A 21,980-nucleotide genomic window follows, 5' to 3' on the forward strand; every position below is an offset into this window, starting at 1 on the left:
GAGTCTGCCTGGACCCCGGGCCCGGCACCCGCTCTCATGGAGGGATGGACCGTCTCGCGTACCGCGTCAAGCGACGCCTGCTCGGCAAGCCCCTCACCACCAGCCGCATCGGCAACGAGAAGCTGAACAACCGCACCGCGCTCGGGGTGCTGGCCTCCGACTGCATCAGCTCGTCGGCGTACGGATCCGAGGAGATGCTCCGGGTCCTGGTGCCGGTGGCCGGTGCGGCCGCGTTCACCCTGCTCATGCCGGTGACCGGTGCGATCCTGCTGGTCCTGGTCCTGCTGACGCTCTGCTACAGCGACGTCGTCATGATCTACACCCGGGCCGGCGGCTCCTATGTGGTGGCCCGTGACAACTTCGGTCCGAACATCGCGCAGATCGCCGCCGTGGCCCTGCTCGTCGACTACATCGTCACCGTCGCCGTCCAGGTCTCGGCCGGTACCAACGCGATCGTCTCGCTCGCGCACCTGATGGCCGGCGGCCCGACCCCCATGGACCACCTCCAACTCCCCATCTCCGCCGGGGTGATCCTGTTCCTGGCGTACGGGAACCTGCGCGGGGTGCGCGAGGCGGGGCGGCTGTTCGCACTGCCGGCGTACCTGTTCATGGCGGCCATCGGCCTGGTACTCGCCGTCTCCGCCGTGCGCGGGCTCACCGGCGGTCTGCCGCACGCCGATCTCCACTCGCCGGGCGCGATCCCGGTCGGCACCCCGGGCAGCGGCTGGCTGTACGGGGCCTCGCTGTTCATCGTGTTGCGCGCGTTCGCCAACGGCGGTTCCTCGCTGACGGGTCTGGAGGCGATCTCCAACGGCATCTCGGCGTTCCGCGAACCGCAGGGCCGCAACGCCCGCCGCACCCTGATCACGATGAGCTGCGTGCTCGGCGTACTGGTCCTCGGGGTCTCCACGCTCGCCCACTTCACCCATGCGATCCCGTACACCGACGGCAGCCCGACCGTGATCGCGCAGGAGGCCCACTTCGCCTTCGGCAGCGGGGCGCTGGGGGCGATGGGCCTCGTGTTCGTGCAGCTGGCCACCGCCCTGGTGCTCTACACGGGGGCCAACACGCCCTTCACCGGGTTCCCGTACCTGGCGAGTTTCGTCGCCGAAGACCAGTTCCTGCCACGGCAGTTGACCCGGCGCGGGCACCGGCTCGCGTTCTCCAACGGGATCATCGCGCTCACCGTCGTCGCGCTCGCGCTGCTCCTGGTGACGCGCGCGAGCGTGGACAAGCTGGTGGCGCTGTACGCGATCGGCGTCTTCACAGCGTTCACGATGGCCGGGGCGGGTCTCACCGCGTACCACTGGCGGCGCCGCGAGCGGCACCGGCGGCTCAAGATCGGCGTCAACGCGCTGGCCGGGCTGGTCTCGGCGGCGGTGGTGCTGATCTTCGCCGTCACCAAGTTCACCGAGGGCGCGTGGCTGGTGGTCGTGGTGTTCCCGCTCGGGGTGTGGGCGCTGATCCGGATCAACCGCGAGTACCGCAGCGAGGCCGGGGCGCTCGGCACCATCGAGGCGCCGGGCGCCGATCTGCCGCGCCACCGGCGGCACTTGGTCTTCGTCCTGGTCGAAACCCTGGACCTGGCGACCGTCAAGGCGCTGCGGTACGCGCACGAGGTACGACCGGACGAGATCCGGGCCATCCACTTCGCGATCGACGTCGAGCACGCCCAGAAGCTCGCGGCGGCCTGGGAGGCGACGGCCGCGACCACGGTGGCGCTGGAACTGGTGGAGTGCCCCGACCGGCGGCTGCGGCACGCCATGGTGGAACTGGCCGCGCGCACCACCGAGGACGGCGCGACCTCCCTGACGGTCCTGGTCCCACGGCGCACCTACAGCAACGCGCTGGGCAAACTGCTGCACCGGGGCACCGCCGAGGAGATGGCGAAAGCCCTGGAGCACCTGCCGCACGTGGCGGTGACGATCCTGCCCTTCGACGTGTCGCGTGCCCTGCACGCCCTGGCGGCGGGCGACGCGCCCGAACCGGACTGATCCACAAGGCAGTTGACCCAGCGCGGGCCCGGCCCACGGGGCCGGCTCCGTACCCGGCCGGTCTACGGGACGCTCGACTCCCGTGCCGTGTCATAGGCCGCCCGTGCCCGCTGCACGTCGTCCATCCGCACCCCGGTCCAGCGGGCCAGTGCCCCCACCTGCTCGGCGGCCTCGCGGCCGAGCGGGGTGAGCGTGTAGTCGACGCGGGGCGGGATCACGGGCTTGGCGTCGCGGTGCACGAAGCCGTCACGCTCCAGCGTTTGGAGGGTCTGGGCGAGCATCTTCTCGCTGACCGGGCTGACCTTGCCGATCGCGCGGCGCAGTTCACTGAAGCGGTAGGAGCGCTCAAGCAGCGCGTCCAGGACCAGGACGCCCCAGCGGCTGGTGACGTGCTCCAGGACGAGCCGATGCGGGCACATGGCCTCGCGCGCGGCCCAGCCGCCGTTATCACTTACTCCCATGCCAGTACCTTACTTCAAAGTGGGTACTTTCGAAACGTTAGCGCTCTCCGTACGGTGGAAACCGGAACGAACCACCACTTCCACCCAGGAGCTTTCCATGAGCATCGTCGTCACCGGAGCCACCGGAGCCCTCGGCCGTCTCGTCATCGACGAACTGCTGACGCGGGTACCGGCGAGCGAGGTAGCCGCCGTCGTACGCGACAAGGAGAAGGCGGCCGGGCTGGCCGCGCGGGGCGTGGAGCTGCGGATCGCCGACTACAGCGAGCCCGCCACCCTGACCGGAGCCTTCCGGGCCGGCGACCGGGTGCTGCTGATCTCGGGCAGCGAGGTCGGGCAGCGGGTGCCGCAGCACACCGCTGTGATCGAGGCGGCGAAGGCCGCGGGCGTGGCCCAGCTCGCCTACACCGGCATCCTCGGCGGACCCGGCGCGGACTTCGCGCTCGCCGCCGAGCACAGGGCCACCGAGCAGCTGATCCTCGACTCGCGGCTGCCGTACACGTTCCTGCGCAACGGCTGGTACACCGAGAACTACACGGCCAACCTCGCCCCGGTCCTCGCCCACGGCGCCGTCGTCTCCAACGCGGGCGAGGGGCGCATCGCCTCGGCCGCCCGCGCCGACTACGCGGCGGCCGCGGCCGCGGTGCTGACCGGCGACGGCCACCTGGGCCGGGCGTACGAGCTGAGCGGCGACGTGGCCTGGTCGCTTGCCGAGTACGCGGCCGAGGTCGCCGCCGCCTCCGGCAAGGCGATCTCCTACACCCCCCTCACCCCCGAGGCACACCTCGCCGTCCTGACCGGCGCGGGCGTGCCCGCCGCCTTCGCGGAGATCCTGGTCGACGTGGACCACGCCATCGAGCGGGGCCTGCTGGCCGCCACCCCGGGCGACCTCGCCCGCCTGATCGGCCGCCCGACCACGCCGCTGGCCGCCTCAGTCCGGGCCGCCGTCGCCGCCTGATTCCGAGGCGTCAGGACCGTATCGCGGTACGGGCATGACACCGGAGGCTCTTCGGCGCTACCTTCAGCTGGGTTCGAGCGCGCGCACAGGGAGGGCCAGTGGCCAAGGAGTCGGCAGGACAACAGCGGGCAGGACTGCTGTACGGGATCGGCGCCTACGGGATGTGGGGGCTCGTCCCCCTGTTCTGGCCGCTCCTGAAACCCGCGGACGCCATCGAGATCCTGGCCCACCGCATGGTGTGGTCCCTCGCGGTCGTCGGCATCGCCCTGCTCGCGCTGCGGCGCTGGGCGTGGATCGGCGAGCTGGTGCGCCAGCCGCGCAAACTCGCCCTGATAGCCGTCGCCGCCGCCGTGATCACGGTCAACTGGGGCGTCTACATCTGGTCGGTCAACTCCGGCCACGTCGTGGAGGCCTCGCTCGGCTACTTCATCAACCCGCTGGTCACCATCGCGATGGGCGTCCTGATCCTGAAGGAGCGGCTGCGCCGGGCCCAGTGGGTGGCGGTCGCGGTCGGCGCGGCGGCCGTGGTCGTGCTGACCGTGGGCTACGGACGGCCGCCGTGGATTTCGCTGACGCTGGCGTTCTCCTTCGCGACCTACGGCCTGGTCAAGAAGAAGGTGAACCTCGGCGGCCTCGAATCCCTGGCCGCCGAGACCGCCGTGCAGTTCCTGCCCGCGCTCGGCTACCTGCTGTGGCTGAGCAGCCAGGGCCGGGCCACCTTCACGAACGAGGGCGCCGGGCACTCCGCGCTGCTCGCCGCGACCGGCATCGTGACCGCGATCCCGTTGATCTGCTTCGGCGGGGCGGCGATCCGGGTACCGCTCTCCACGCTGGGCCTGCTCCAGTACCTGGCGCCGCTCTTCCAGTTCCTGCTCGGCATCGCGTACTTCCACGAGGAGATGCCGCCGGAGCGCTGGGCGGGCTTCTCCCTGGTGTGGCTGGCCCTGACGATCCTGACCTGGGACGCCCTGCGCACGGCCCACCGCAGCCGCCGGGCACTGGCCGACGCGATCGCCGCGGCGGTACCGGCGGCACAGCGGGCGGGACTGCCGCAGAAGGCGCAGCCGTCCTAGACCGCGCACCTGCCGTTCGCCGCCATCGCGGCGCCGCCGCACGCCGTCACGGTCCCGCGCCCCTTCGGGAGGGGCGAGACCGCAGCACGCTTGGAGGGGGCGGGACCGCGGCGCGCTTCCGCAAGGCGGCTCACCCCGCGAACCTGCGGCGGTAAGCCGAAGGGCTCAGGCCCGTCGCGCGGTGCAGGCGCGCCCTCAGGTTGGCCGTGGTGCCCAGACCGCTCAGCCGGGCCACCCGGTCGAGGCCCCCTTCCCCGCGTTCGATCAGACGGCACGCGAGCGCGACCCGCTCCGCCGTGAGCCAGGCCAGCGGGGTGGTGCCGAGCTGGTCCCGGAACCGGCGGTGCAGGGTCGCGGCGCTCACCGCGGCCCACTGCGCGAGATCGGCGACGGTGAGCGGCTGGTCGAGGCGCTCGCGCGCCCACGCGAGCACTTGGGCCAGCGAGCTTTCGGGCACGGCGGGCACCGGTCGCTCCACGAACTGGCGCTGCCCGCCGTCCCGGTGGGCCGCGAAGACGAGGCGCCGGCTCACCGTGTTGGCGACCTCCGCGCCGTGGTCGCGGCGGATCAGCTCCAGTCCGAGGTCGAGCGCGGCCGCACTGCCCGCCGCGGTGTGGAGGTTGCCGTCGGCCACGAACAGCACATCGGGTTCGAGCAGCACCGCCGGGTGGCGGGCGGCGAATGCCGCTGCCCAGCGCCAGTGCGTGGTCGCCCGGCGCCCGTCGAGTACCCCGGCCGCGGCCAGCGTGAACGCGCCCGTGCAGAAGCTGACGAGACGCGCGCCCCGGGCGGCCGCGCCCCGCACCGCGTCGAGGACGGCCGGGGCGGGGGCGCCCAGCGGGTCGGGCCGGTTGGGCACGATCACGGTGTCGGCGGCATCGACCGCGTCCAGTCCCGCCACCCCGGACAGGGTGAACATTCCGTGGTGCATACGCACCGAGGGCGCGGCCGAGGCCAGCGTGAAGTCGTACCAGGGGCGGTCGAGTTCAGGTCGCCGAAGCCCGAACAGCTCGGTGGCGACGCCCAGTTCGAAGGGGTTCGACCCGTCGTCGACGATCACCACGACCCGGTGCGGCCGGGCGCCGGAGCGCCCACCGGGACACTGCTCGGAACGCCGGCCGGGGCACTGCTCAGAACGCTGCGAGGATCCTTGCGACATAAGCGATTCCTAGCACTCACGGCGCTCCGGGGCCCGCCCCGACGATGGAGGACATGACCACTGACCCCACCACCCTGCCCACCCTCCTGAAGACGGCGCTCGCCGGGTTCGAGGCCCTGTGGAGCCCGCGGATCGTCACGCGGGTGAATGACTACGACGTACGGATCGCGAAGGTCGCGGGCGATCATGTGTGGCACGCACATGACGACACGGACGAGTTCTTCCTGGTCATCGAGGGCGAGCTGACGATCGCCCTGCGCGAGGCGGGCGTTGAGCGCGAGGTCACCCTGCCGCAGGGGTCGGTGTTCGTCGTCCCGCGCGGCGTCGACCACAAGCCGTCGTCGCGGACGGGAGCCGCCCTCCTGCTCTTCGAGCCCACGGGCACGCTGACGGTGGGCACCCGGCACGAGCCCGTCCCGGCCCATGTCGACGCGACGACCGGCCACCCCCTGACCTGAGCAAGCACGGGGAAAGGCTGGATCGTGCCGAGCCGCATGCCCAGCCCCTCCGGTGGTTGGGGAGCCGGGGGGCGTGGGCAGCGCCCCCGGTTCGGGAAGGGGCGGGGTCGGGGTCGGGGAAAAATCAGGCGACGCCCCGCCCGGCCCCCTTCTACCCTGGCCCCATGCCCGTGTACTCGTACTACTTCTTCCGCTGATCCCCAGCGCGACAGCCGCGCGCGTGTGCCCACCCGCACCGCCGCCGCATTCGCGCTGCCCCCGCACAGGAAGAAGTCCACAACGAGTACCCCCAGGGATCCCCCATGCGCCCGCGCGCCCATCACCCCTCACAGCTGACCCTCAACGCCGTCTCCAAGGCCTACGGCGACCGATCCGTATTCGACCAGGTGTCGTTCACCGTCCGCCCCGGCGAAAAGGCCGCCGTCATCGGCGAGAACGGCTCCGGCAAGTCGACCCTGCTGCGCCTGCTCGCCGGCGCCGAGCACCCCGACACCGGCGAGGTCACCGCCGTCTTCCCCGGTGGCATCGGCCACCTCGCCCAGACCCTCGACCTCGCCCCCGACCGCACCGTCCAGGACGCCGTGGACCTCGCGCTCACCGAACTGCGCACCCTCGAATCCGGTATCCGCGCGGCCGAGGCCACCCTCGCGGAGGCCGACGAAGCCCAACTCATCGCGTACGGCGAGCTGTTGAGCACATACGAGGAACGCGACGGCTACCGCGCCGAGTCCCGCACCGAATCCGCCCTGCACGCGCTCGGCCTGCGCCACCTCACCCGCGACCGCCCCCTCGGCTCGCTCTCCGGCGGCGAGCGATCCCGCCTCGCACTGGCCTGCGTACTGGCCGCGGCCCCCGAACTACTGCTGCTCGACGAGCCCACGAACCACCTGGACCACCGGGCCACCGACTGGCTGGCGGAGCAACTGCGCGCCCACCGTGGCACGTTGGTGGTGGTCACCCACGACCGCGCCTTCCTCGAATGCGTCTCCACGACGATCCTGGAGGTGGACCGGGAGCTGCGCACGGTCGTCCGGTACGGGGACGGCTGGGCCGGATACCGCACGGCGCGGGCGGCCGCGCGGCGCCGCCGGGAGCTGGCACACCAGGAGTGGCGGGAGGAGCTGGCCCGCACCCGCGAACTGGTCGCGGCCGCCGGGCAGCGGCTCGCCGCCACCGGGCGAGACCCGCGCCAGGGCTTCGGCAAGCACCGCCGTTCCTCGCAGAACAAGCTGTCCGGACAGGTCGGGGCGGCCCGGACCCGCCTCGACCAGCTGGAACGCGAGCCGGTCGCGGCCCCGCCGCCACCCCTGCGATTCCGGGCCCGCCTCACCACGGCGGCGCCCGCCCCCGACGGCCCGCTCGTCGAGCTGACCGGCGTGAAGGTCGGCGACCGCCTCGACGTGCCCGCACTCACCGTCAAACCGGGCCGCCGCCTGCTGGTGACCGGCCCCAACGGCGCGGGCAAGACGACCCTGCTCCGGGTCATCGCCGGCGACCTCACCCCCAACGAGGGCACGGTCCACCCGACGAGCCGTCATATTGCCTACCTGGCACAGGAGTTGAGCCACCGGCCGAGCCGTCTGCCGCTGCTCGACGCGTACGCGGCCGGGCGGCCCGGCCATCCGGAGGAGTACGCCGACGGGTTCCTGGCGCTCGGTCTGTTCCGCGCGGAGGACCTGGCGATGCCGGTCGCCGCGCTCTCCGTCGGACAGCGCCGACGGCTCGAACTGGCCCGTCTGCTGACCCGCCCCGCCGACCTGCTGGTCCTGGACGAGCCGACGAACCACGTGTCGCTCGCTCTGGTCGAGGAGCTGGAGGAGGCGCTGGCCGGCTATCCGGGCGCGGTCGTGGTGGTCTCGCACGACCGGCGCTTCCAGTCCTCCTTCTCGGGCGACCGGCTGGAACTCCGCGCGGGCTCGCCGGTGCGCTGAGACGGCTGCGGGCTCCGCGCACGACGGTCGCGGAGCTCGCAGCGGTGGGGCCGGGGCTCCTACTGCTGGTGCCACCTGTCGTACTGGCGGGAGGGGTCGCACTGGGTCGTCTGCAAGAGGGTGCCGTTGCCCACGCTGGGCGTCGAGAGGCAGAGCCCGCTCGACACGTTCTGCCAGACGTCGTACCAGCCCGAGGGCGGACCGTTGGGGTTGTCCGCGAAGTACACGCGCCACTGCTGGGTGGTCGCGGCGGCGTCGCAGAACGCCACCGTGACCGTCCCCGACCCCGAGGCGGGCGCGGTGATGCACCCGCCCGTGTGCTGGTTGGTGAAGGTGAACAGGCCGGTCTTGGTGTTGAACCCTTCGAGCCACTTCTGCTCGGAGCCGCCGGTGCACGACCACATCTGGAGCCTCGCGGCGTTCTCGGTGGCGTTGTCGAGACAGTGGCCGGAGTTCCAGACGTTGATCGGGCTGAAGCCTGCGGCCTGCGCAGGTGAGCCGGTCGCGGCGATGGCCAGGATCGCCAGCACCGCCGTGACGAACGCGATGAGACTGCGTCGTAGGGCCATGTGCTCTTCTCCGGATTCCTCGCTGGATACTGCTGTCGGTTCCCATGGAGTGGAGCGCCCAAGGACGCCGCGGTCAAGGCTCGGCACCACCGGACAACGCCGAACAGGCCACCGCATCACGCACCTCACACCACCAAACGTATGCGTGTGCATATACTGCACGCGCGTGGTTTTTTGGGTTTACGTACGGAGGGGACCATGGCCCGCGATTTCCTTTTCCTGCTCGGCAGCACCCGCAGCGGCGGCAACACCGAGGCGCTCGCCCGGCAGGCCGCCGAGCAGCTGCCCGCCGGCGACACCGCCCGCTGGCTGAGCCTGGCCGACCTCGAACTGCCCCGGTTCCGCGACCTGCGGCACACCGAGGACCGCGTGCCGCCCGCCCCCACCGGTGACGCGGCCGTCCTGCTCGATGCGACGCTGGCCGCCACCGACCTGGTGATCGCCTCGCCGCTGTACTGGTACAGCGTCACCACCCCGGTCAAGCACTACCTCGACCACTGGGTCACCTGGCTCTACAACCCCGAGATCGAGTTTCGCCGGCGCATGACGGGCCGCACCCTGTGGGGCGTGACCGCGCTCGCCGGGCACGACCACTCGGTGGCCGACCCGCTGGTGGGCACCCTGCGGCACTCGGCCGCGTACATGAAGATGAACTGGGGCGGGGTGCTGCTCGGCTCCGCGACCCGGCCCGGCGAAATGGCCGGGGACAGCGCGGCGGCCGCCCGCGCCAAGACCTTCTTCAGCTCCACCCCGGTGCCCGCAGCGCACGCATGACGTGGGCCACCAGGGCGTCGATCCGCTCCGGCTCCTGGAGCGGACGGCCCAGCGCGTGGCGGTAGTAGAGCGGGCCGTAGAGCATCTCCACGGCCAGCGGCAGATCGGCGTCCGGAGGCAGTTGGCCCTGCCCCTGGGCGCCGCGCATGCGCTCGACGACCAGGGCGACGCGCGGGATGACGAGCTCGTCGTTGACCGCCCTGGCCAGCCGCTCGTCGTGCAGCAGCGCGGCGAGGATCCCGCCGTAGGCGGAGCCGAACACCGGCGAGTTGAAGAGCCGCACCACACTGCCGATGTGGGTGCGCAGATCGGCGGCGAGGTCGCCGGTGTCGGGGAACGGCGAATCGCTGACCACCATCTCGGTGACCGCGTCGAGCAGGATCGCGCCCTTCGTCGGCCACCATCGGTAGATCGTCTTCTTGCTCACCCCCGCGCGGGCCGCGATGGCCTCGATGGTGACCTTTCCGTAGCCGCTCTCCGCGCAGACCTCCAGCGCGGCCTCCAGGGTCGCGCGACGCGATCTCTCGCTGCGTCGCCGGGGGTTGGGGGCGGACTCGGACGAGGTGATCACACCCTCACTCTACGAGTACGCCGGGATCCGGATTGACAGCAGAGCCCGGGGCTCCAACAATGGCGCAGGAAACGGCACGTGTCGTGTCGAGCCGTCACGGGGGTCGGCTCGCACGACCCGCTCCGTTCCTGTCGCGCTCCCCGCCCACTCAGGCCGTGATGTCCTTCGTCGTGAAGCGCGCCCAGGCCGCCGAGCCGAAGACCGCCACGTACAGGGCCTGGAGCTCGAAGTTCTTCACCAGCTGGTCCCAGTAGACCGGCTCGCGCAGCACGTCCGCGAAGGACAGCCAGTAGCGCGTGAACAGGTACGGCTGGATCGCGTGCAGTTGCGGAATCTGGCCCAGGATCTGGACCGTGATCAGCAGTCCGACCGTCGAGGCCATCGCCGCTATCCCGCTGTTGGTCAGCGTCGAGATGAACAGCCCGAGCGCCGCTATTCCGGTCAGCGAGGCCGCCACCACGGCGGCGATCGCCAGGGCCCGCAACAGCCCGTCCGCGAAGGAGATCTGCGTGCCGGAGATCGTCGTGACGTCGCCCAGCGGGAAGAGCAGCGCGCCGACGGCGAGCGCCGAGAGCGCCACCGCGAGTGCGGCCGTCAGGCAGAACGCGAGCACCGAGACGTACTTGGCGAGCAGCAGCCGGGTGCGGCCCGCGGGGGCGACGAGCAGGTAGCGCAGGGTGCCCGAACTGGCCTCCCCCGCCACCGCGTCACCCGCGACGACCCCGACCGCCATCGGCAGGAAGACCGGCAGCGTGGCGGCGAGCGACGCGAAGACCAGGAACAGGCCGTTGTTGGTGATCTGCTCGATGAACGCGGGCCCCCCACCGCCGCCGCCACGACCGCCTCCCCCGCCGGGCGTCTCGATCCGTACGGCGATACCGATGAGCACCGGCACGGCGGCGAGCACCCCGAGCAGCGCGAGCGTCCGCCAGCGGCGCAACACGGTGACCAGCTCGGACCGGAAGAGCCCCAACGCCCACAGCCCACTCGGAGCCCGCACCGCCAGGACCCCGGATGCACCCTCCGCCCCCCGCCCGGCCGCGTCCACCCCCACGGCCCCGGATTCGTTTGCACTCTCGGCCCCAGCCCGCGACGTACCCCCGGTCTCAGCCCGCGACATCGAAGCCCTCTCCCGTCAGTGCCACGAAGGCGTCCTCCAGTGAGGCCCGCTCGGCCGCGAAGCCGCGGACCCGTACTCCCGCGCGTACGAGCTCGGCGTTGAGGTCCGCCAACTCCACGTCTTCGGGCGGCAGTTCGCCCGTCACCCGGCCCTCGGCCGCCACCGTCACGTCGGCGATCCCGCGTTCCTTGAGGACGCGGGCCGCCTCCGCGGTGTCCGGCGTGGTCACCGCGAGGCGGCCGCGCGCGTTCGCGGCGAGCTCCGTGACCTCGCCCTGGACCACGAGTCGGCCCTGGTTCATCACGGCGGCGTGCGAGCAGACCTGCTCGATCTCGTCCAGAAGGTGCGAGGAGAGGAAGACGGTCGTCCCGTCCTCGGCCAACTCCCGTATGAGGGAACGGATTTCACGCATGCCCTGCGGGTCGAGTCCGTTCGTCGGTTCGTCCAGGACGAGCAGCTCCCGGCGCTGGAGCAGCGCCGCCGCAAGCCCCAGGCGCTGCTTCATGCCGAGTGAGTACGCCCGCGCCTTCTTGCCCGCCGCGGAGGTCAGGCCCACCCGCTCCAGGGCGACCGACACCCGGGCGGTGCGGGTGCGCGGGTCGGCGGTGGGGTCGGCCGCGTCGTAGCGAAGGAGGTTGTCGCGGCCGGACAGGAAGCCGTACAGGGCGGGGCCCTCGATGAGGGCGCCCACCCTGGGCAGCACGGTGCGGGCCGCCTTCGGCATGGGGCTGCCGAGGATCCTCGCGGTGCCGGCGGTCGGCTCGATGAGGCCCATCAGCATGCGGATGGTGGTGGTCTTGCCCGAGCCGTTGGGGCCGAGGAAGCCGAAGACGCTGCCGCGGGGGACGGTGAGGTTCAGCGCGTCCACGGCCAGTTGGCCGCCGCGGTACCGCTTGCTCAGGCCACGTGTCTCGATGGCCAATTGACTGTTCCCCACCACGTCCCTTCCCGCTGTGACGCTCTGCCGCCGCCGCGTGCGGGGCCACCCCAGACCCCGCCCCGGGGCTTGGATCACGGGGGTTGAGAGAGCCCCTCTCAACCCCCGTGAAAGACCTACTTGTTCGCCGCGTCGAGAAGCGCTTCCTTCGTCACCGCGCCCACGTACACCTTGCCGTTGTCCGTGATCAGGGCGTTGACCAGGCGGGTCTTGAAGACCGTGCCAGTGCCGAACTTGCCGGTGACCTTGTCGCCGAGCGAGTCGAGGAACTTCTGTGCGTCGCCTCCCGACTTGCTGTTGTTGTCGGCCTTCGGCATGCCCTTGCCGCCGGTGTCGAGCTCGGCGATGGCCGTCCAGCCCTTGCCGATCACCTTGGCGTTCTTGGCGTTCTTGGCGTCACCGAAGCCGCCCAGACCACCCGGCAGGTTCTGCTGGGGCTTGCGGTCCTGCTTGCCGTCGTCCTCGGTGACCTTCGCGCCCTTGGGCGCGCGGAACGCGAACGTGTCCGCGGCCGGCTTCGAGAAGTCGACCTTGGTAAAGCCCGCGTCGACCACGGCCTTGCCGCCCGCGCTCGGCGAGAGCGTGAACTTCAGCGGCACCCCGGTCTTGGCGTCCACGGCTATGCGCACCGAGCCGATGGTCGAGCCGGACTGCTTGGGCTTGATGAGGAGCTGGTACGCGTCGTGCCCAGCCACCTGGACCGTGCCGTCGACCGACACCGACGTGGTGGGGTCGACGTTCTTGAGGAACTCGTCGGCCAGCGCCTTCGGCGTGGTCGGAACGCCGGACTCCGGTGCCTTCTTGCCGTGCTCCCTGGCCGCGTCGGCCGCGGACTTCTTGGAGTGGAAGACCTGGTTCGAGCCGCTGTCGTACGCCCAGACGTCGCTGCCGTTGTGGACCAGGCTGTACTCGGCTGCGTCCTCCAGGATCGACACCTTCTGGCGGTCGGGTCCGTCGGCCGCGATGCGCAGGGTGTGGGTGCCCGACGCGAGCTCGGTGAGCTTCTGCTGCGGCGCGGCGGACTTGTCGGAGCCGCCGCCCTTGGGCGCGAACGAGCCGAGGCTGCCCAGTCCGGGCAGGCCCAGGTCCGTAGTGATCTTGACCGTGCCGGAGAGCTGCTGGGTGTCCGACGCGGCCATCTTCTCGATGAGCTGCTGCGCGCTGATCTTCGGCAGACTGGGGTCACCCGACGCGGCGAGTGCCGGGACCAGTCCGATGGTCGCGGCCGCCACGCCCGCCACCCCGACCGGGACGAGATAACGCGCCGCCTTCCGGCGGCTCGCGCCCGGCTCCCCGGCCTGGTCGGTGGCCTGTGCGCTGTCGTTCGGTGCCATGTGTGCCCTACCTCCGTGGTCGGCGGCGTCCGTCCGTCGTGCTCAGTCGCCCACCCCGCGCCGCCATTCTCACCCGAATTGGTCAGGAGTGGTGGTATCCATTCGACCAAAACGGCCGCCCCCGCGCGTCAGCCCCCGGGAGCAATCCCGTGTACCTCTCTGGGATGACGGAACCCCACGGCAGCTAACCCGACCAGTAGGGGTACCCCGCCGCCCAACCGGGCCCGTGTCCTGAATCAGCCGGGTTTGTCATGAGTGCCGAGCCGTCCGGATCCGTACCTGAGAGTGAGAGCAAGCGGCACTACGAAGGGGGCTCGCCATGCTCAGGACCCAGCGCTACGCCGTGGGCGCGGCCGCGGGGACGTTCGTCCTCGCGCTGGCCGTCAGCGCCTGTGGCAGCAGCGGCACCAGTTCCACGCCCAGCTCCTCGGGGAGCGGCTCCAGCAGCAGCTCGTCCCAGCCGGCCGCCGGCACCCTCACCACCGCGAAGGTCGACAAGGTCGGCACGGTGGTCGTCGACGGCAAGGGGTTCGTGCTCTACCGCTTCGACAACGACACCGCGAAGCCGTCCAAGTCGAACTGCTACGGCACCTGCGCCACCTTGTGGCCGGCCGCCCCCGCGACCGGCAACGTCAACGTGAAGGGCATCGACAAGTCCCTGGTCGGCACGGTCACCCGGGCCGACGGCAGCAAGCAGCTGACCCTCGCGGGCTGGCCGCTCTACCGGTACTCCAAGGACGACCAGCCGCACGAGGCCTACGGCCAGGGCGTGGGCGGCATCTGGTTCGCGGCCACGCCGACCGGCGCGAAGGCAGCGAGCGACACCGGCGGCGGCTCGGGAGGCGGCTCGGGCTACTGATCAGCCCGCGCGGTGCACGACCGCGTCGCAGAGCTCCTGGAGCGCGGACTTCGCGTACCCGGCGGGCAGCGGCGCGAGCGTGGCCCTGGCCTCCTCCGCGTACCGGACGGTGTCCCTGCGGGCCTGCTCCAGGGCCGGGTGGACCCGCAGGCGGCGCAGCGCCTCGGCGTGCCGCCCGTCGTCACTGAGGTCGCCGTCGATCAGCGCGACCAGGTCCAGGTCGTCCAGGCGGCCGTCCTTGGCGGCCTGCGCCCGCAGGTGCAGCACCGGCAGCGTGGGAATGCCCTCGCGCAGGTCGGTGCCGGGGGTCTTGCCGGACTCGTGGGAGTCGCTGGCGATGTCCAGGACGTCGTCGGCGAGCTGGAAGGCGGTGCCCAGGCGCTCGCCGTACTGCGTGAGGATGTCGACCACCGACTCGTCGGCGCCGGACATCATCGCGCCGAACCGGCCGGAGACGGCAACCAGCGAGCCCGTCTTGCCGGACAGCACGTCGAGGTAGTGCTCGACCGGGTCGCGCCCGTCACGCGGGCCCGCGGTCTCCAGGATCTGGCCGGTGACGAGCCGTTCGAACGCTTCGGCCTGAATGCGTACGGCCTCGGGGCCCAGATCCGCCAGGATGTGCGAAGCGCGTGCGAAGAGGAAGTCACCCGTCAGGACGGCTACGGAGTTGCCCCAGCGGGCGTTGGCGCTGTCCACGCCGCGCCGCACGTCGGCCTCGTCCATCACGTCGTCGTGGTACAGCGTCGCCAGGTGCGTGAGCTCGACGACCACGGCCGACGGCACGACGCCCGGCGCGTACGGATCACCGAACTGTGCGGCCAGCATCACGATCAGCGGGCGGAATCGCTTGCCACCTGCGCGGATGAGGTGCTGCGCGGCCTCCGTGATGAACGGGACCTCACTCTTGGTGGCATCGAGCAGTCCCGCCTCGACAGCCGCCAATCCGGTCTGGACATCGGCTTCAAGTGCCTGGTCCCGCACGCTCAGCCCGAACGGCCCGACGACGGTCACGAGGGGTACTCCTGTCTGCTGACGATCACACGGTTTATCGATGTGTCGCTGCCTTCACTCAACTCAGCGTATCGGGTCGCTGTTCGATCACCATGGGCGCCTTCCCGTCACCCCTCGCGCACAGTCCCTTGGACCCCGGTATGTTCTGGATCAGCTCATACGATCAGGAGTACCCCTTTTGCCCCGAATGATGACCGACGCCACCGACGAGCAGCCGCCTCCGCGGGACGACCACGCCTTCTTCGGTCAGCCCCGCGGTCTGCTCACCCTCGCCGGCCTGGAAGTCCGGGAGCGTTTTTCGTTCCTCGGCATGCAGGTGATCCTCGTCCTGTACTTCGCCGGATCAGGCCGAACGCCATGCCGATCTCGGCGGCCGAGAAGCCCCAGCGCCGAGACGACCATCCTCGGCTTCCACTTCCCGGCGAGCTGTTACGCCTCCGCGCCCGGCGCGTTCGAGGTGGCGCTCGCGCCGGTGGCGGCCGCCGTGTGGGCCCGCATGGGCCGGCGCCGGCCAGACGACGTCGCTCTGGTTCCTCTCCCTCGCGCTCGCCGACGGCATCCAGGGCGCAGACCGTGAAGGTGTACGGGAAGGTCTCCAACCCCTCGCACTTCGGCGTCAACGGCGCCATCGCGGTGGTCGGCGGCGTCGCCGTGATCCTCGCCGCCCCCTGGCTCAAGCGCACCATGCACCCCATCCACTGAGGTCGCCGCCATGCACATCCGCACCGAATTCCCGTACGAGACCGAGCGCCGCGATGTCCGGATCCCACTCCCGGACGGCACCTTGCTGTACGCCCGGATCTGGCGCCCGGTCACCGAGGAGCCGGTCCCCGCACTGCTCGAATACCTCCCCTACCGGCTGACCGACTGGACGGCGCCGCGCGACTGGCAGCGCCACCCCTGGTACGCCGGGCACGGCTACGCCTCGGTCCGCGTGGATGTGCGCGGACACGGCTGCTCCGAGGGGATGCCGGGTGACGAGTACGACGCGACCGAGCTCGCCGACGGCGTCGCGGTCGTCAACTGGCTCGCCCAGCAGCCCTGGTGCAGCGGCAGGGTCGGCATGTTCGGCATCTCGTGGGGCGGCTTCAACAGCCTCCAGATCGCGGCCCTCGCACCCGAGCCGCTCAAAGCGATCGTCACGGTCTGCTCGACCGACGACCGCTATGACAACGACGTGCACTACATGGGCGGCTCGGTGCTCGCCGTGGACATGCACGCCTGGGCGGCGACGATGCTCGCCTTCGTGTCGCGACCGCCCGACCCTGCGTTCGTCGGAGAAAAATGGCGCGAAATGTGGCTGAAACGACTCGAAAGGGTGGAACCGTTCATCCACACGTGGCTCGCGCACCAGACCCGGGACGATTACTGGAAGCACGGCAGCGTCTGCGAGGACTACGCGGCGATCGACGCGGCCGTCCTCGCGGTGGGCGGCTGGCACGACCCGTACCGCGACACGGTGCTGAGGCTGGTCGAGCACCTGCCGGCCGACCGGGTGCGGGGGCTGATCGGCCCCTGGTCGCACCAGTACCCGGACCGGGGGCTCCCGCCCGGCCCCGCGATCGGCTTCCTCCAGGAGACCCTGCGCTGGTGGGACCACCACCTCAAGGGCGAGGAGACGGGCGTGATGAAGGAGCCGCTGCTGCGGTCCTGGATCAGCGAGTCGCATCCGCCGGCCACCGTCTACGCCGAGCTGCCCGGCCGCTGGGTGGGCGATGCCGCCTGGCCCTCGCCCCACGTCACCCCGGTCTCGTACGCACTCCAGGGCCCGCCCGTCCAGGTGCGTTCACCGCAGCACACCGGTCTGGACGCGGGCCGCTTCTTCCCCTTCGGCAACGACGGCGACCTCCCGCCGGACCAGCGGTCCGAGGACGCCCGCTCGGCGGCCTTCGACTTCCCGGTCCCCCAGGACGCGGACCCGCTGGAGATCCTGGGACGCCCGCGGGTCACGCTGCGGCTGCGCATGGACGTGCCGTTCGGGCAGGCGATCGCCCGGCTCTGCGACGTGGCCCCGGACGGCTCCTCGACCCTGGTCACCCGGGGCGTGCTCAACCTGTCGGCCCGCAACGGCCGCGACCGGGCGGACGCGTGGGTGCTCGGTGCGACGGAGTCGGTGACGTTCGAACTGAACGGCATTGGGCACGCTTTCCGGCCCGGCCACCGCATCCGGCTCGCCGTCTCCTCCGCGTACTGGCCGTGGATCTGGCCGCAGGCCGACTCGGTCGGCTTCACCCTCGATCCGGCCGGGTCCTCGCTCCAACTCCCTTTCCGCGAGCGGACGTTGGACGACACGATCGCCTTCGCGGACCCGGAGCAGTCGGAACCGCTCGGCGTGTCCTCCCCGGCCCCGCTGGATGAGCCGCGCCCCGAGCGGCTCGTCGTACGGGATGTGGCCAAGGGCGAGTGGCGCCTCGAAGTGGACCCGGGCTACGGCGGCACCCGGGTCTACCCCGACGGCCTCGAATTCACCGAGGACGCGCGGGAGGCCTACACGATCGAGGAGGCCGACCCCCTCTCCGCCCGCACCCGCTCGGACTGGCACCTGCGCCTGCACCGCCCCGAACTCGCCTGGGACGTGACGATCGACACGCGCTCGGAGATCAGCTGCGACGCGGCGGATTTCGTGACGTCGAACGAGGTGGTGTGCCGGGAGGGGGGCGAAGTGGTCTTCCACCGCACGTGGGAACGCCGCATCCCGCGCGAGGCGGGCTGACCCCCTCCGGCCCCGGGGGCGCAGCCCCAGGAAACCGGCCTCCCCACACCCCTTGGCTCAGGCGGCTGCCACCGAGGCGGCGAGCCTCGGGGAGGCGTACTCCGTGCCGCACACGAACCGCATCACCGGACCGAAGGACGCCGCCGCGGGCAGGCCCGTGAAGTACAGGCCGGGGACGGTGGACTGGTACCCCGCGTCCAGGACCGGCGCCCCCCGGGACGTGGAGAGCTGGGTGCGCAGACCGTGCCCCAGGAAGTCGAGCGCCGCCACGTCCATGCGATAGCCGGTCGCGGCCATGACGTGGTCCGCGGACAGTTCCCGCTGCGGGCCGGTGCCCCCGCTCAGGGTGAGCACCGGGCGGCCCCCCTCAAGACGGGCCCGTACGATCCGGCGTCCCTCGGTCACCGCGACCCGCCCGGTGAAGCGCTCGCGCAACCACCACGCACCCAGGGGGCCCAGCACATTGCGCACCAGGTAGTGGCGGGCCGGGGCGGGCAGATGCCGGAAGTGGGTCGCGTGGTACGAGAAGGCGTACAGCGACCAGGCCTTGCCGAAGGGCGAGTTGGGGCTGAGGCGGGGCTGCTGGTCGGGGGCGGCCCCGAACCGGACCGCCCCCGCCGTACGCGCCACGATCCGTACGCTCGCTCCCGTCTCGGCCATCAACACCGCGTTCTCCAGGGCGGATTGGCCCGCCCCGATGACGAGCACCTCCCGCCCCGCGAACACGGACAGGTCCCGGTGCTGCGCGGCGTGCGAGACCGGTCCCGTGGCAGAGGGGCCGTCCGGAATCGCGGCGGCCAGTTCGCGCGGCAGCCGAGCCAGTCCCGCGAGCCCGGTCGCCACCACGACCGCCCGCGCCTCGAAGCTCTCCCCGGAGTCCAGCTTCAGCGCGAACGCGCCGCCCGACACCCGGTCCACCGAGACCACCCTGACCTGTTCGAGGTCGGGGAAGAGCTTGTCGGCGAACCACTGCCCGTACGCCGAGAAGACCTCCACAGGGATCAGGTCCCAGTCCGATTCCAGCCGGCTCGTCCCGGTGTCCGCGCAGAAGTCGAGCAGCCCCGTTCCCACCTGCGGCGCGTCGATACTGGAGGCGGCCGGCGTCGACTTGAGGACCATGCCCGCCGGCATGTGCTCCCGCCAACTCACCATCGGCGAACCGAAGACGCGGACCGGTATGCCCCGGGCGCGCAGATGAGCGGCGGCGGACAGGCCGAACGGCCCCGCGCCGATGACCGCCACCGGACGTGTCGCAGTGCTCACTTGCTGTCCCTTCTCGGAATGTGACTCACCCTGCGCGCAGCGTCAACGACCGTGCTGCACGAGGTGGTTGGGCGCCTGACTTACTTGGTCACGGCGCGGCGGGAACTCCGCCACAGCCGGTACAGATGCTGCGCACCAGGACGTACGAAGCGGGCCATCATCGTGAAGAAGGGTCCGAGGTCGTCCCGCGCGACCCACGCGAGTTCGGTACCGCTCGGCCGCTCGGGCGCGTGCGGGGTGGTGTAGCCGCCGCGCCGGTAGGCGATCAGCGCGGGCAGGTCGATGTTCTCGACCACGTAGCGGCGCCCGGCCCGCTGCTCGCCCTCCGGGACCCGGCGCCCGGTGAGGTGGAGGTGCTGGGCGCGGATCACGTCGACTCCGGCCTCGCTCTCGAAGAGCCGGAACTGCGCGCCCATCCGGGGATTGAAGTCCAGGAGCTTGTAGCGGCCGTCGCGCCGGTCGAAGCGCAGATCGAGGTCGACTATCCCGGTGAAGCCGATCCGTTTGACGAACTGCTCGGCCAGCGCGGCCAGTTCGGGATTGTCCACGACGTACGCGTTGGCCGTCATACCGGCGTGCGGCGGCCAGGACCGCACCTTCACCCCGGTGAACAGGGCGAGCGGCGCGGAGTTCTCGTCGAAGTAGGCGTGCACGATCCAGTCCTCGGCGTGCTCACGCGGCAGGTACTCCTGGAGGATCACCCCGGGCCGCTCGCCCCAGCCGCGGGCCAGCGCCATGAGGTGGGCGCGGTCCTCGATCCGGGTGGTGCCGGGCACCGCGGGCCTGTGCCGCCGCACGAACGCCTCCCGGTTCTTGGCCACCACGGGAAAGCGGGCGTACCGCGCGAAGTCCTCGACCTCGGCGTACGTTTCGGGAAAGGCGGACGCCGGGGACGGCACCCCGTGCTCCACGCACAGCTCGTGCAGGCCCTGCTTGCTGGCCAGGCGCCTGGGCAGTTCCGGCGTCACAGGCGGAAACAGGAAGAGGTCGCCGAGTTCCTTCTGGTGCTCGGCGATCAGCACCGCGGCCTCTTCGTCGGTGGGGATCAGCACGGTCGGCCGCCCGATCCGGCGGCCGATCCTGAGCAGCCCGTCGACCAGCGCTTCCGGCTCCTCGGTGCCGGTCGTCGGCCAGGCGAACGCGTGCTTCAGATACCGCGAATGGGCCGCGGGCGTCCAGCGGTCCTCGGTGATCGCGTACATCGGCACCCCGAGTCTGCCGAGACTGCGGATGGCACCAACCCCTCCGTGATGCAACGGATAGTTCCCGAACTTCACGATCAGTCCCGGTACATCCCGGTCCGCCCTGAACAGCACGCCCCTGCTCGCCACCAGTCCCCCCTCGGGACAGAGAGCCCCCACGCCGCACAGGGCGCGCGGCCCCCTCGCCTCCGCACCCCGGACAGGACGCTAAGGGGGAATGACCTCTTCCGGGTACGGCATTTCCGGACATTGCGAACTCTTTAGGCACTGCCGTCCCGTCCCACGCCGACGTAACGTGTGACCCACACCCGTGGAAAGCGAGGCAGGCACCGATGTCCGAGCAGAGCCCGCTCGAACTGGCCGAGGGCGACCCCTTCGGCCCGCACAATCTCCCCTATGGCGTCTTCTCCACGCCGGGCCAACCCGCCGACCGGAGGGTAGGTGTCCGCATCGGCGACCACGTCCTGGACGCGGGGGCGGCGGCGCACGCGCTGGGCTCCCCGTACGCGGCACTCCTCGCCCAACCGAGCCTCAACCCGCTGCTCGCGGCGGGGCGCACGGCCTGGCGCGATGTGCGCCGGGCGCTCACCGCCTGGGTGACGGTGCCCGCGCACCGTCCGGTCATAGAGCCCCTGCTGCACCCGCTGTCCACCGTCGAACTGCATCTGCCGTACGAGGTCGCCGACTACGTCGACTTCTACGCCAGCGAGCACCACGCCACCAACGTGGGCCAGATCTTCCGCCCGGACGGCGCGGCGCTCACCCCCAACTGGAAGCACCTGCCGATCGGTTACCACGGCCGGTCCGGCACGGTGGTGGTCTCCGGCACGGACGTGGTACGTCCGCGGGGCCAGCGCAAGGCCCCCGCGGACCCGGCACCGGTCTTCGGCCCGTCGGTGAAACTGGACATCGAGGCCGAGGTCGGCTTCGTGGTGGGCACGCCGTCCGAGCTGGGGCAGCCGGTCGGCCTCGGCTCCTTCGACGACCACGTCTTTGGTCTGTTCCTCCTCAACGACTGGTCGGCGCGGGACATCCAGGCCTGGGAGTACGTGCCGCTCGGCCCCTTCCTCGGCAAGTCGTTCGCGACCTCGGTGTCGGCCTGGGTCACCCCCCTGGAGGCCCTCGCGGCGGCCCGCGTCGCCCCTCCGTCCCGCGACTTCCCGCTCCTCCCCTATCTGGACGACGCCGCGGAAGAGGTCCCCGGCGGCTTCGACCTGCACATCTCGGTGGCCATCAACGGCACGGTCGTCGCCGAGCCGCCTTTCTCCTCGATGTACTGGACGGCCGCGCAGCAGCTCGCCCACATGACGGTGAACGGCGCGTCACTGCGGACCGGGGACGTGTACGGCTCGGGCACGGTGAGCGGACCCGAGCGCGGGCAGCGGGGTTCGCTCCTCGAACTCACCTGGAACGGCACGGAACCGCTGGAACTGCCCACCGGGAAGCGGACGTTCCTGGAGGACGGCGACGTGGTGACCCTGACGGCGTGGGCACCGGGCCCGGACGGCGTACGGGTGGGCCTGGGCGAGGTGACGGGCCGGATCGCGGCGGCGAGCTGAGCCGCGGGGTTCCGCCCGGACCCCAGCCCCTGGGGAA

19 protein-coding genes and 1 pseudogene are annotated in these 21,980 nt (G+C 71.5%); 10 read left to right on the top strand and 10 right to left on the bottom strand.

The window, feature by feature from the left end:
• Positions 1–44: 44 nt before the first annotated feature.
• A complete protein-coding gene (locus tag OG522_RS15750) occupies positions 45–1,994 on the top strand; it encodes an APC family permease (RefSeq protein WP_329463602.1) in 1,950 nt (649 codons plus the stop codon).
• A 62-nt stretch (positions 1,995–2,056) separates the two neighbouring features.
• On the opposite strand, the gene OG522_RS15755 is transcribed toward OG522_RS15750, so the two are convergent.
• Positions 2,057–2,455, bottom strand: coding sequence for a winged helix-turn-helix transcriptional regulator (locus OG522_RS15755; RefSeq protein WP_329463603.1), 399 nt, complete (start codon positions 2,453–2,455; stop codon positions 2,057–2,059).
• Positions 2,456–2,552: 97 nt separating this feature from the next.
• Between OG522_RS15755 and OG522_RS15760 the strand changes: the two genes are divergently transcribed.
• Positions 2,553–3,410 carry an SDR family oxidoreductase gene (locus OG522_RS15760; RefSeq protein WP_329463604.1) on the top strand — a complete coding sequence of 286 codons (858 nt, stop codon included), beginning with the start codon at positions 2,553–2,555 and terminating at the stop codon, positions 3,408–3,410.
• A 98-nt stretch (positions 3,411–3,508) separates the two neighbouring features.
• Entirely contained in the window at positions 3,509–4,483 is a 975-nt protein-coding gene (gene rarD / locus OG522_RS15765) for an EamA family transporter RarD (protein WP_329463605.1), read from the top strand.
• A 130-nt stretch (positions 4,484–4,613) separates the two neighbouring features.
• Here the strand turns inward: rarD and OG522_RS15770 are convergent, their stop codons facing one another.
• Positions 4,614–5,642 carry a helix-turn-helix domain-containing protein gene (locus tag OG522_RS15770; RefSeq protein ID WP_329463606.1) on the bottom strand — a complete coding sequence of 343 codons (1,029 nt, stop codon included), beginning with the start codon at positions 5,640–5,642 and terminating at the stop codon, positions 4,614–4,616.
• A gap of 53 nt (positions 5,643–5,695) precedes the next feature.
• On the opposite strand from OG522_RS15770, the gene OG522_RS15775 reads away from it, so the two are divergent.
• Positions 5,696–6,100 (top strand): cupin domain-containing protein, encoded by a 405-nt coding sequence (locus tag OG522_RS15775; RefSeq protein WP_329463607.1) that lies wholly within the window; start codon positions 5,696–5,698, stop codon positions 6,098–6,100.
• Positions 6,101–6,402: 302 nt separating this feature from the next.
• A complete protein-coding gene (gene abc-f, locus OG522_RS15780; RefSeq protein ID WP_329463608.1) occupies positions 6,403–8,031 on the top strand; it encodes a ribosomal protection-like ABC-F family protein in 1,629 nt (542 codons plus the stop codon).
• Between the two features lie 59 nt (positions 8,032–8,090).
• Here abc-f and OG522_RS15785 read toward each other — a convergent pair whose 3' ends face one another.
• Positions 8,091–8,600, bottom strand: a complete 510-nt coding sequence (locus OG522_RS15785) for an RICIN domain-containing protein (RefSeq protein ID WP_329463609.1) — start codon at positions 8,598–8,600, stop codon at positions 8,091–8,093.
• Between the two features lie 198 nt (positions 8,601–8,798).
• Between OG522_RS15785 and OG522_RS15790 the strand changes: the two genes are divergently transcribed.
• The gene (locus OG522_RS15790; RefSeq protein ID WP_329463610.1) at positions 8,799–9,374 is read left to right on the top strand and encodes a flavodoxin family protein; all 576 of its coding nucleotides are present in this window, start codon (positions 8,799–8,801) and stop codon (positions 9,372–9,374) included.
• Here the strand turns inward: OG522_RS15790 and OG522_RS15795 are convergent.
• The 4 genes from OG522_RS15795 to OG522_RS15810 form a co-directional block, all read right to left on the bottom strand.
• Positions 9,340–9,945, bottom strand: a complete 606-nt coding sequence (locus OG522_RS15795; protein ID WP_329463611.1) for a TetR/AcrR family transcriptional regulator — start codon at positions 9,943–9,945, stop codon at positions 9,340–9,342. The genes OG522_RS15790 and OG522_RS15795 overlap by 35 nt on opposite strands.
• Positions 9,946–10,093: 148 nt before the next feature.
• Positions 10,094–11,065 carry an ABC transporter permease gene (locus tag OG522_RS15800; protein WP_329463612.1) on the bottom strand — a complete coding sequence of 324 codons (972 nt, stop codon included), beginning with the start codon at positions 11,063–11,065 and terminating at the stop codon, positions 10,094–10,096.
• Entirely contained in the window at positions 11,052–11,987 is a 936-nt protein-coding gene (locus OG522_RS15805; RefSeq protein WP_329463613.1) for an ABC transporter ATP-binding protein, read from the bottom strand. Before OG522_RS15805 ends, OG522_RS15800 begins: the two co-directional genes overlap by 14 nt.
• Positions 11,988–12,118: 131 nt before the next feature.
• A complete protein-coding gene (locus OG522_RS15810) occupies positions 12,119–13,336 on the bottom strand; it encodes a LolA family protein (protein ID WP_329463614.1) in 1,218 nt (405 codons plus the stop codon).
• Positions 13,337–13,655: 319 nt separating this feature from the next.
• Between OG522_RS15810 and OG522_RS15815 the strand changes: the two genes are divergently transcribed.
• Complete coding sequence (locus OG522_RS15815) at positions 13,656–14,195, top strand: hypothetical protein (protein WP_329463615.1); 540 nt, start codon at positions 13,656–13,658, stop codon at positions 14,193–14,195.
• Here the strand turns inward: OG522_RS15815 and OG522_RS15820 are convergent, their stop codons facing one another.
• Positions 14,196–15,206: a polyprenyl synthetase family protein gene (locus tag OG522_RS15820; protein ID WP_329463616.1), complete on the bottom strand. Its 1,011-nt coding sequence runs from the start codon at positions 15,204–15,206 to the stop codon at positions 14,196–14,198.
• Between the two features lie 379 nt (positions 15,207–15,585).
• Between OG522_RS15820 and OG522_RS15825 the strand changes: the two are divergent.
• Positions 15,586–15,908, top strand: a pseudogene (locus tag OG522_RS15825) (peptide MFS transporter); the annotation flags it as partial.
• Positions 15,909–15,918: 10 nt separating this feature from the next.
• A complete protein-coding gene (locus OG522_RS15830) occupies positions 15,919–17,919 on the top strand; it encodes a CocE/NonD family hydrolase (protein ID WP_329463617.1) in 2,001 nt (666 codons plus the stop codon).
• A gap of 57 nt (positions 17,920–17,976) precedes the next feature.
• Here OG522_RS15830 and OG522_RS15835 read toward each other — a convergent pair whose 3' ends face one another.
• Together OG522_RS15835 and OG522_RS15840 are read right to left on the bottom strand one after the other, a co-directional pair.
• Complete coding sequence (locus tag OG522_RS15835) at positions 17,977–19,182, bottom strand: NAD(P)-binding domain-containing protein (RefSeq protein ID WP_329463618.1); 1,206 nt, start codon at positions 19,180–19,182, stop codon at positions 17,977–17,979.
• Between the two features lie 80 nt (positions 19,183–19,262).
• On the bottom strand, positions 19,263–20,498 hold the full coding sequence (locus tag OG522_RS15840) for a carboxylate--amine ligase (RefSeq protein WP_329467605.1): 1,236 nt from the start codon (positions 20,496–20,498) through the stop codon (positions 19,263–19,265).
• Between the two features lie 218 nt (positions 20,499–20,716).
• Between OG522_RS15840 and fahA the strand changes: the two genes are divergently transcribed.
• Positions 20,717–21,943 carry a fumarylacetoacetase gene (gene fahA / locus OG522_RS15845; protein WP_329463619.1) on the top strand — a complete coding sequence of 409 codons (1,227 nt, stop codon included), beginning with the start codon at positions 20,717–20,719 and terminating at the stop codon, positions 21,941–21,943.
• Positions 21,944–21,980: the final 37 nt, after the last annotated feature.

Origin of the sequence: Streptomyces sp. NBC_01431 (assembly GCF_036231355.1) — a bacterium.
Classification (GTDB): domain Bacteria; phylum Actinomycetota; class Actinomycetes; order Streptomycetales; family Streptomycetaceae; genus Streptomyces.

Bases quoted from the DNA above. Each gene is read 5' to 3' on its own strand.
- OG522_RS15750 (WP_329463602.1), top strand. From the start codon at position 45: ATGGACCGTCTCGCGTACCGCGTCAAGCGACGCCTGCTCGGCAAGCCC.
- OG522_RS15755 (WP_329463603.1), bottom strand. From the start codon at position 2,455: ATGGGAGTAAGTGATAACGGCGGCTGGGCCGCGCGCGAGGCCATGTGC.
- OG522_RS15760 (WP_329463604.1), top strand. From the start codon at position 2,553: ATGAGCATCGTCGTCACCGGAGCCACCGGAGCCCTCGGCCGTCTCGTC.
- OG522_RS15770 (WP_329463606.1), bottom strand. From the start codon at position 5,642: ATGTCGCAAGGATCCTCGCAGCGTTCTGAGCAGTGCCCCGGCCGGCGT.
- OG522_RS15775 (WP_329463607.1), top strand. From the start codon at position 5,696: ATGACCACTGACCCCACCACCCTGCCCACCCTCCTGAAGACGGCGCTC.
- abc-f (WP_329463608.1), top strand. From the start codon at position 6,403: ATGCGCCCGCGCGCCCATCACCCCTCACAGCTGACCCTCAACGCCGTC.
- OG522_RS15785 (WP_329463609.1), bottom strand. From the start codon at position 8,600: ATGGCCCTACGACGCAGTCTCATCGCGTTCGTCACGGCGGTGCTGGCG.
- OG522_RS15790 (WP_329463610.1), top strand. From the start codon at position 8,799: ATGGCCCGCGATTTCCTTTTCCTGCTCGGCAGCACCCGCAGCGGCGGC.
- OG522_RS15800 (WP_329463612.1), bottom strand. From the start codon at position 11,065: ATGTCGCGGGCTGAGACCGGGGGTACGTCGCGGGCTGGGGCCGAGAGT.
- OG522_RS15810 (WP_329463614.1), bottom strand. From the start codon at position 13,336: ATGGCACCGAACGACAGCGCACAGGCCACCGACCAGGCCGGGGAGCCG.
- OG522_RS15815 (WP_329463615.1), top strand. From the start codon at position 13,656: ATGCTCAGGACCCAGCGCTACGCCGTGGGCGCGGCCGCGGGGACGTTC.
- OG522_RS15830 (WP_329463617.1), top strand. From the start codon at position 15,919: ATGCACATCCGCACCGAATTCCCGTACGAGACCGAGCGCCGCGATGTC.
- fahA (WP_329463619.1), top strand. From the start codon at position 20,717: ATGTCCGAGCAGAGCCCGCTCGAACTGGCCGAGGGCGACCCCTTCGGC.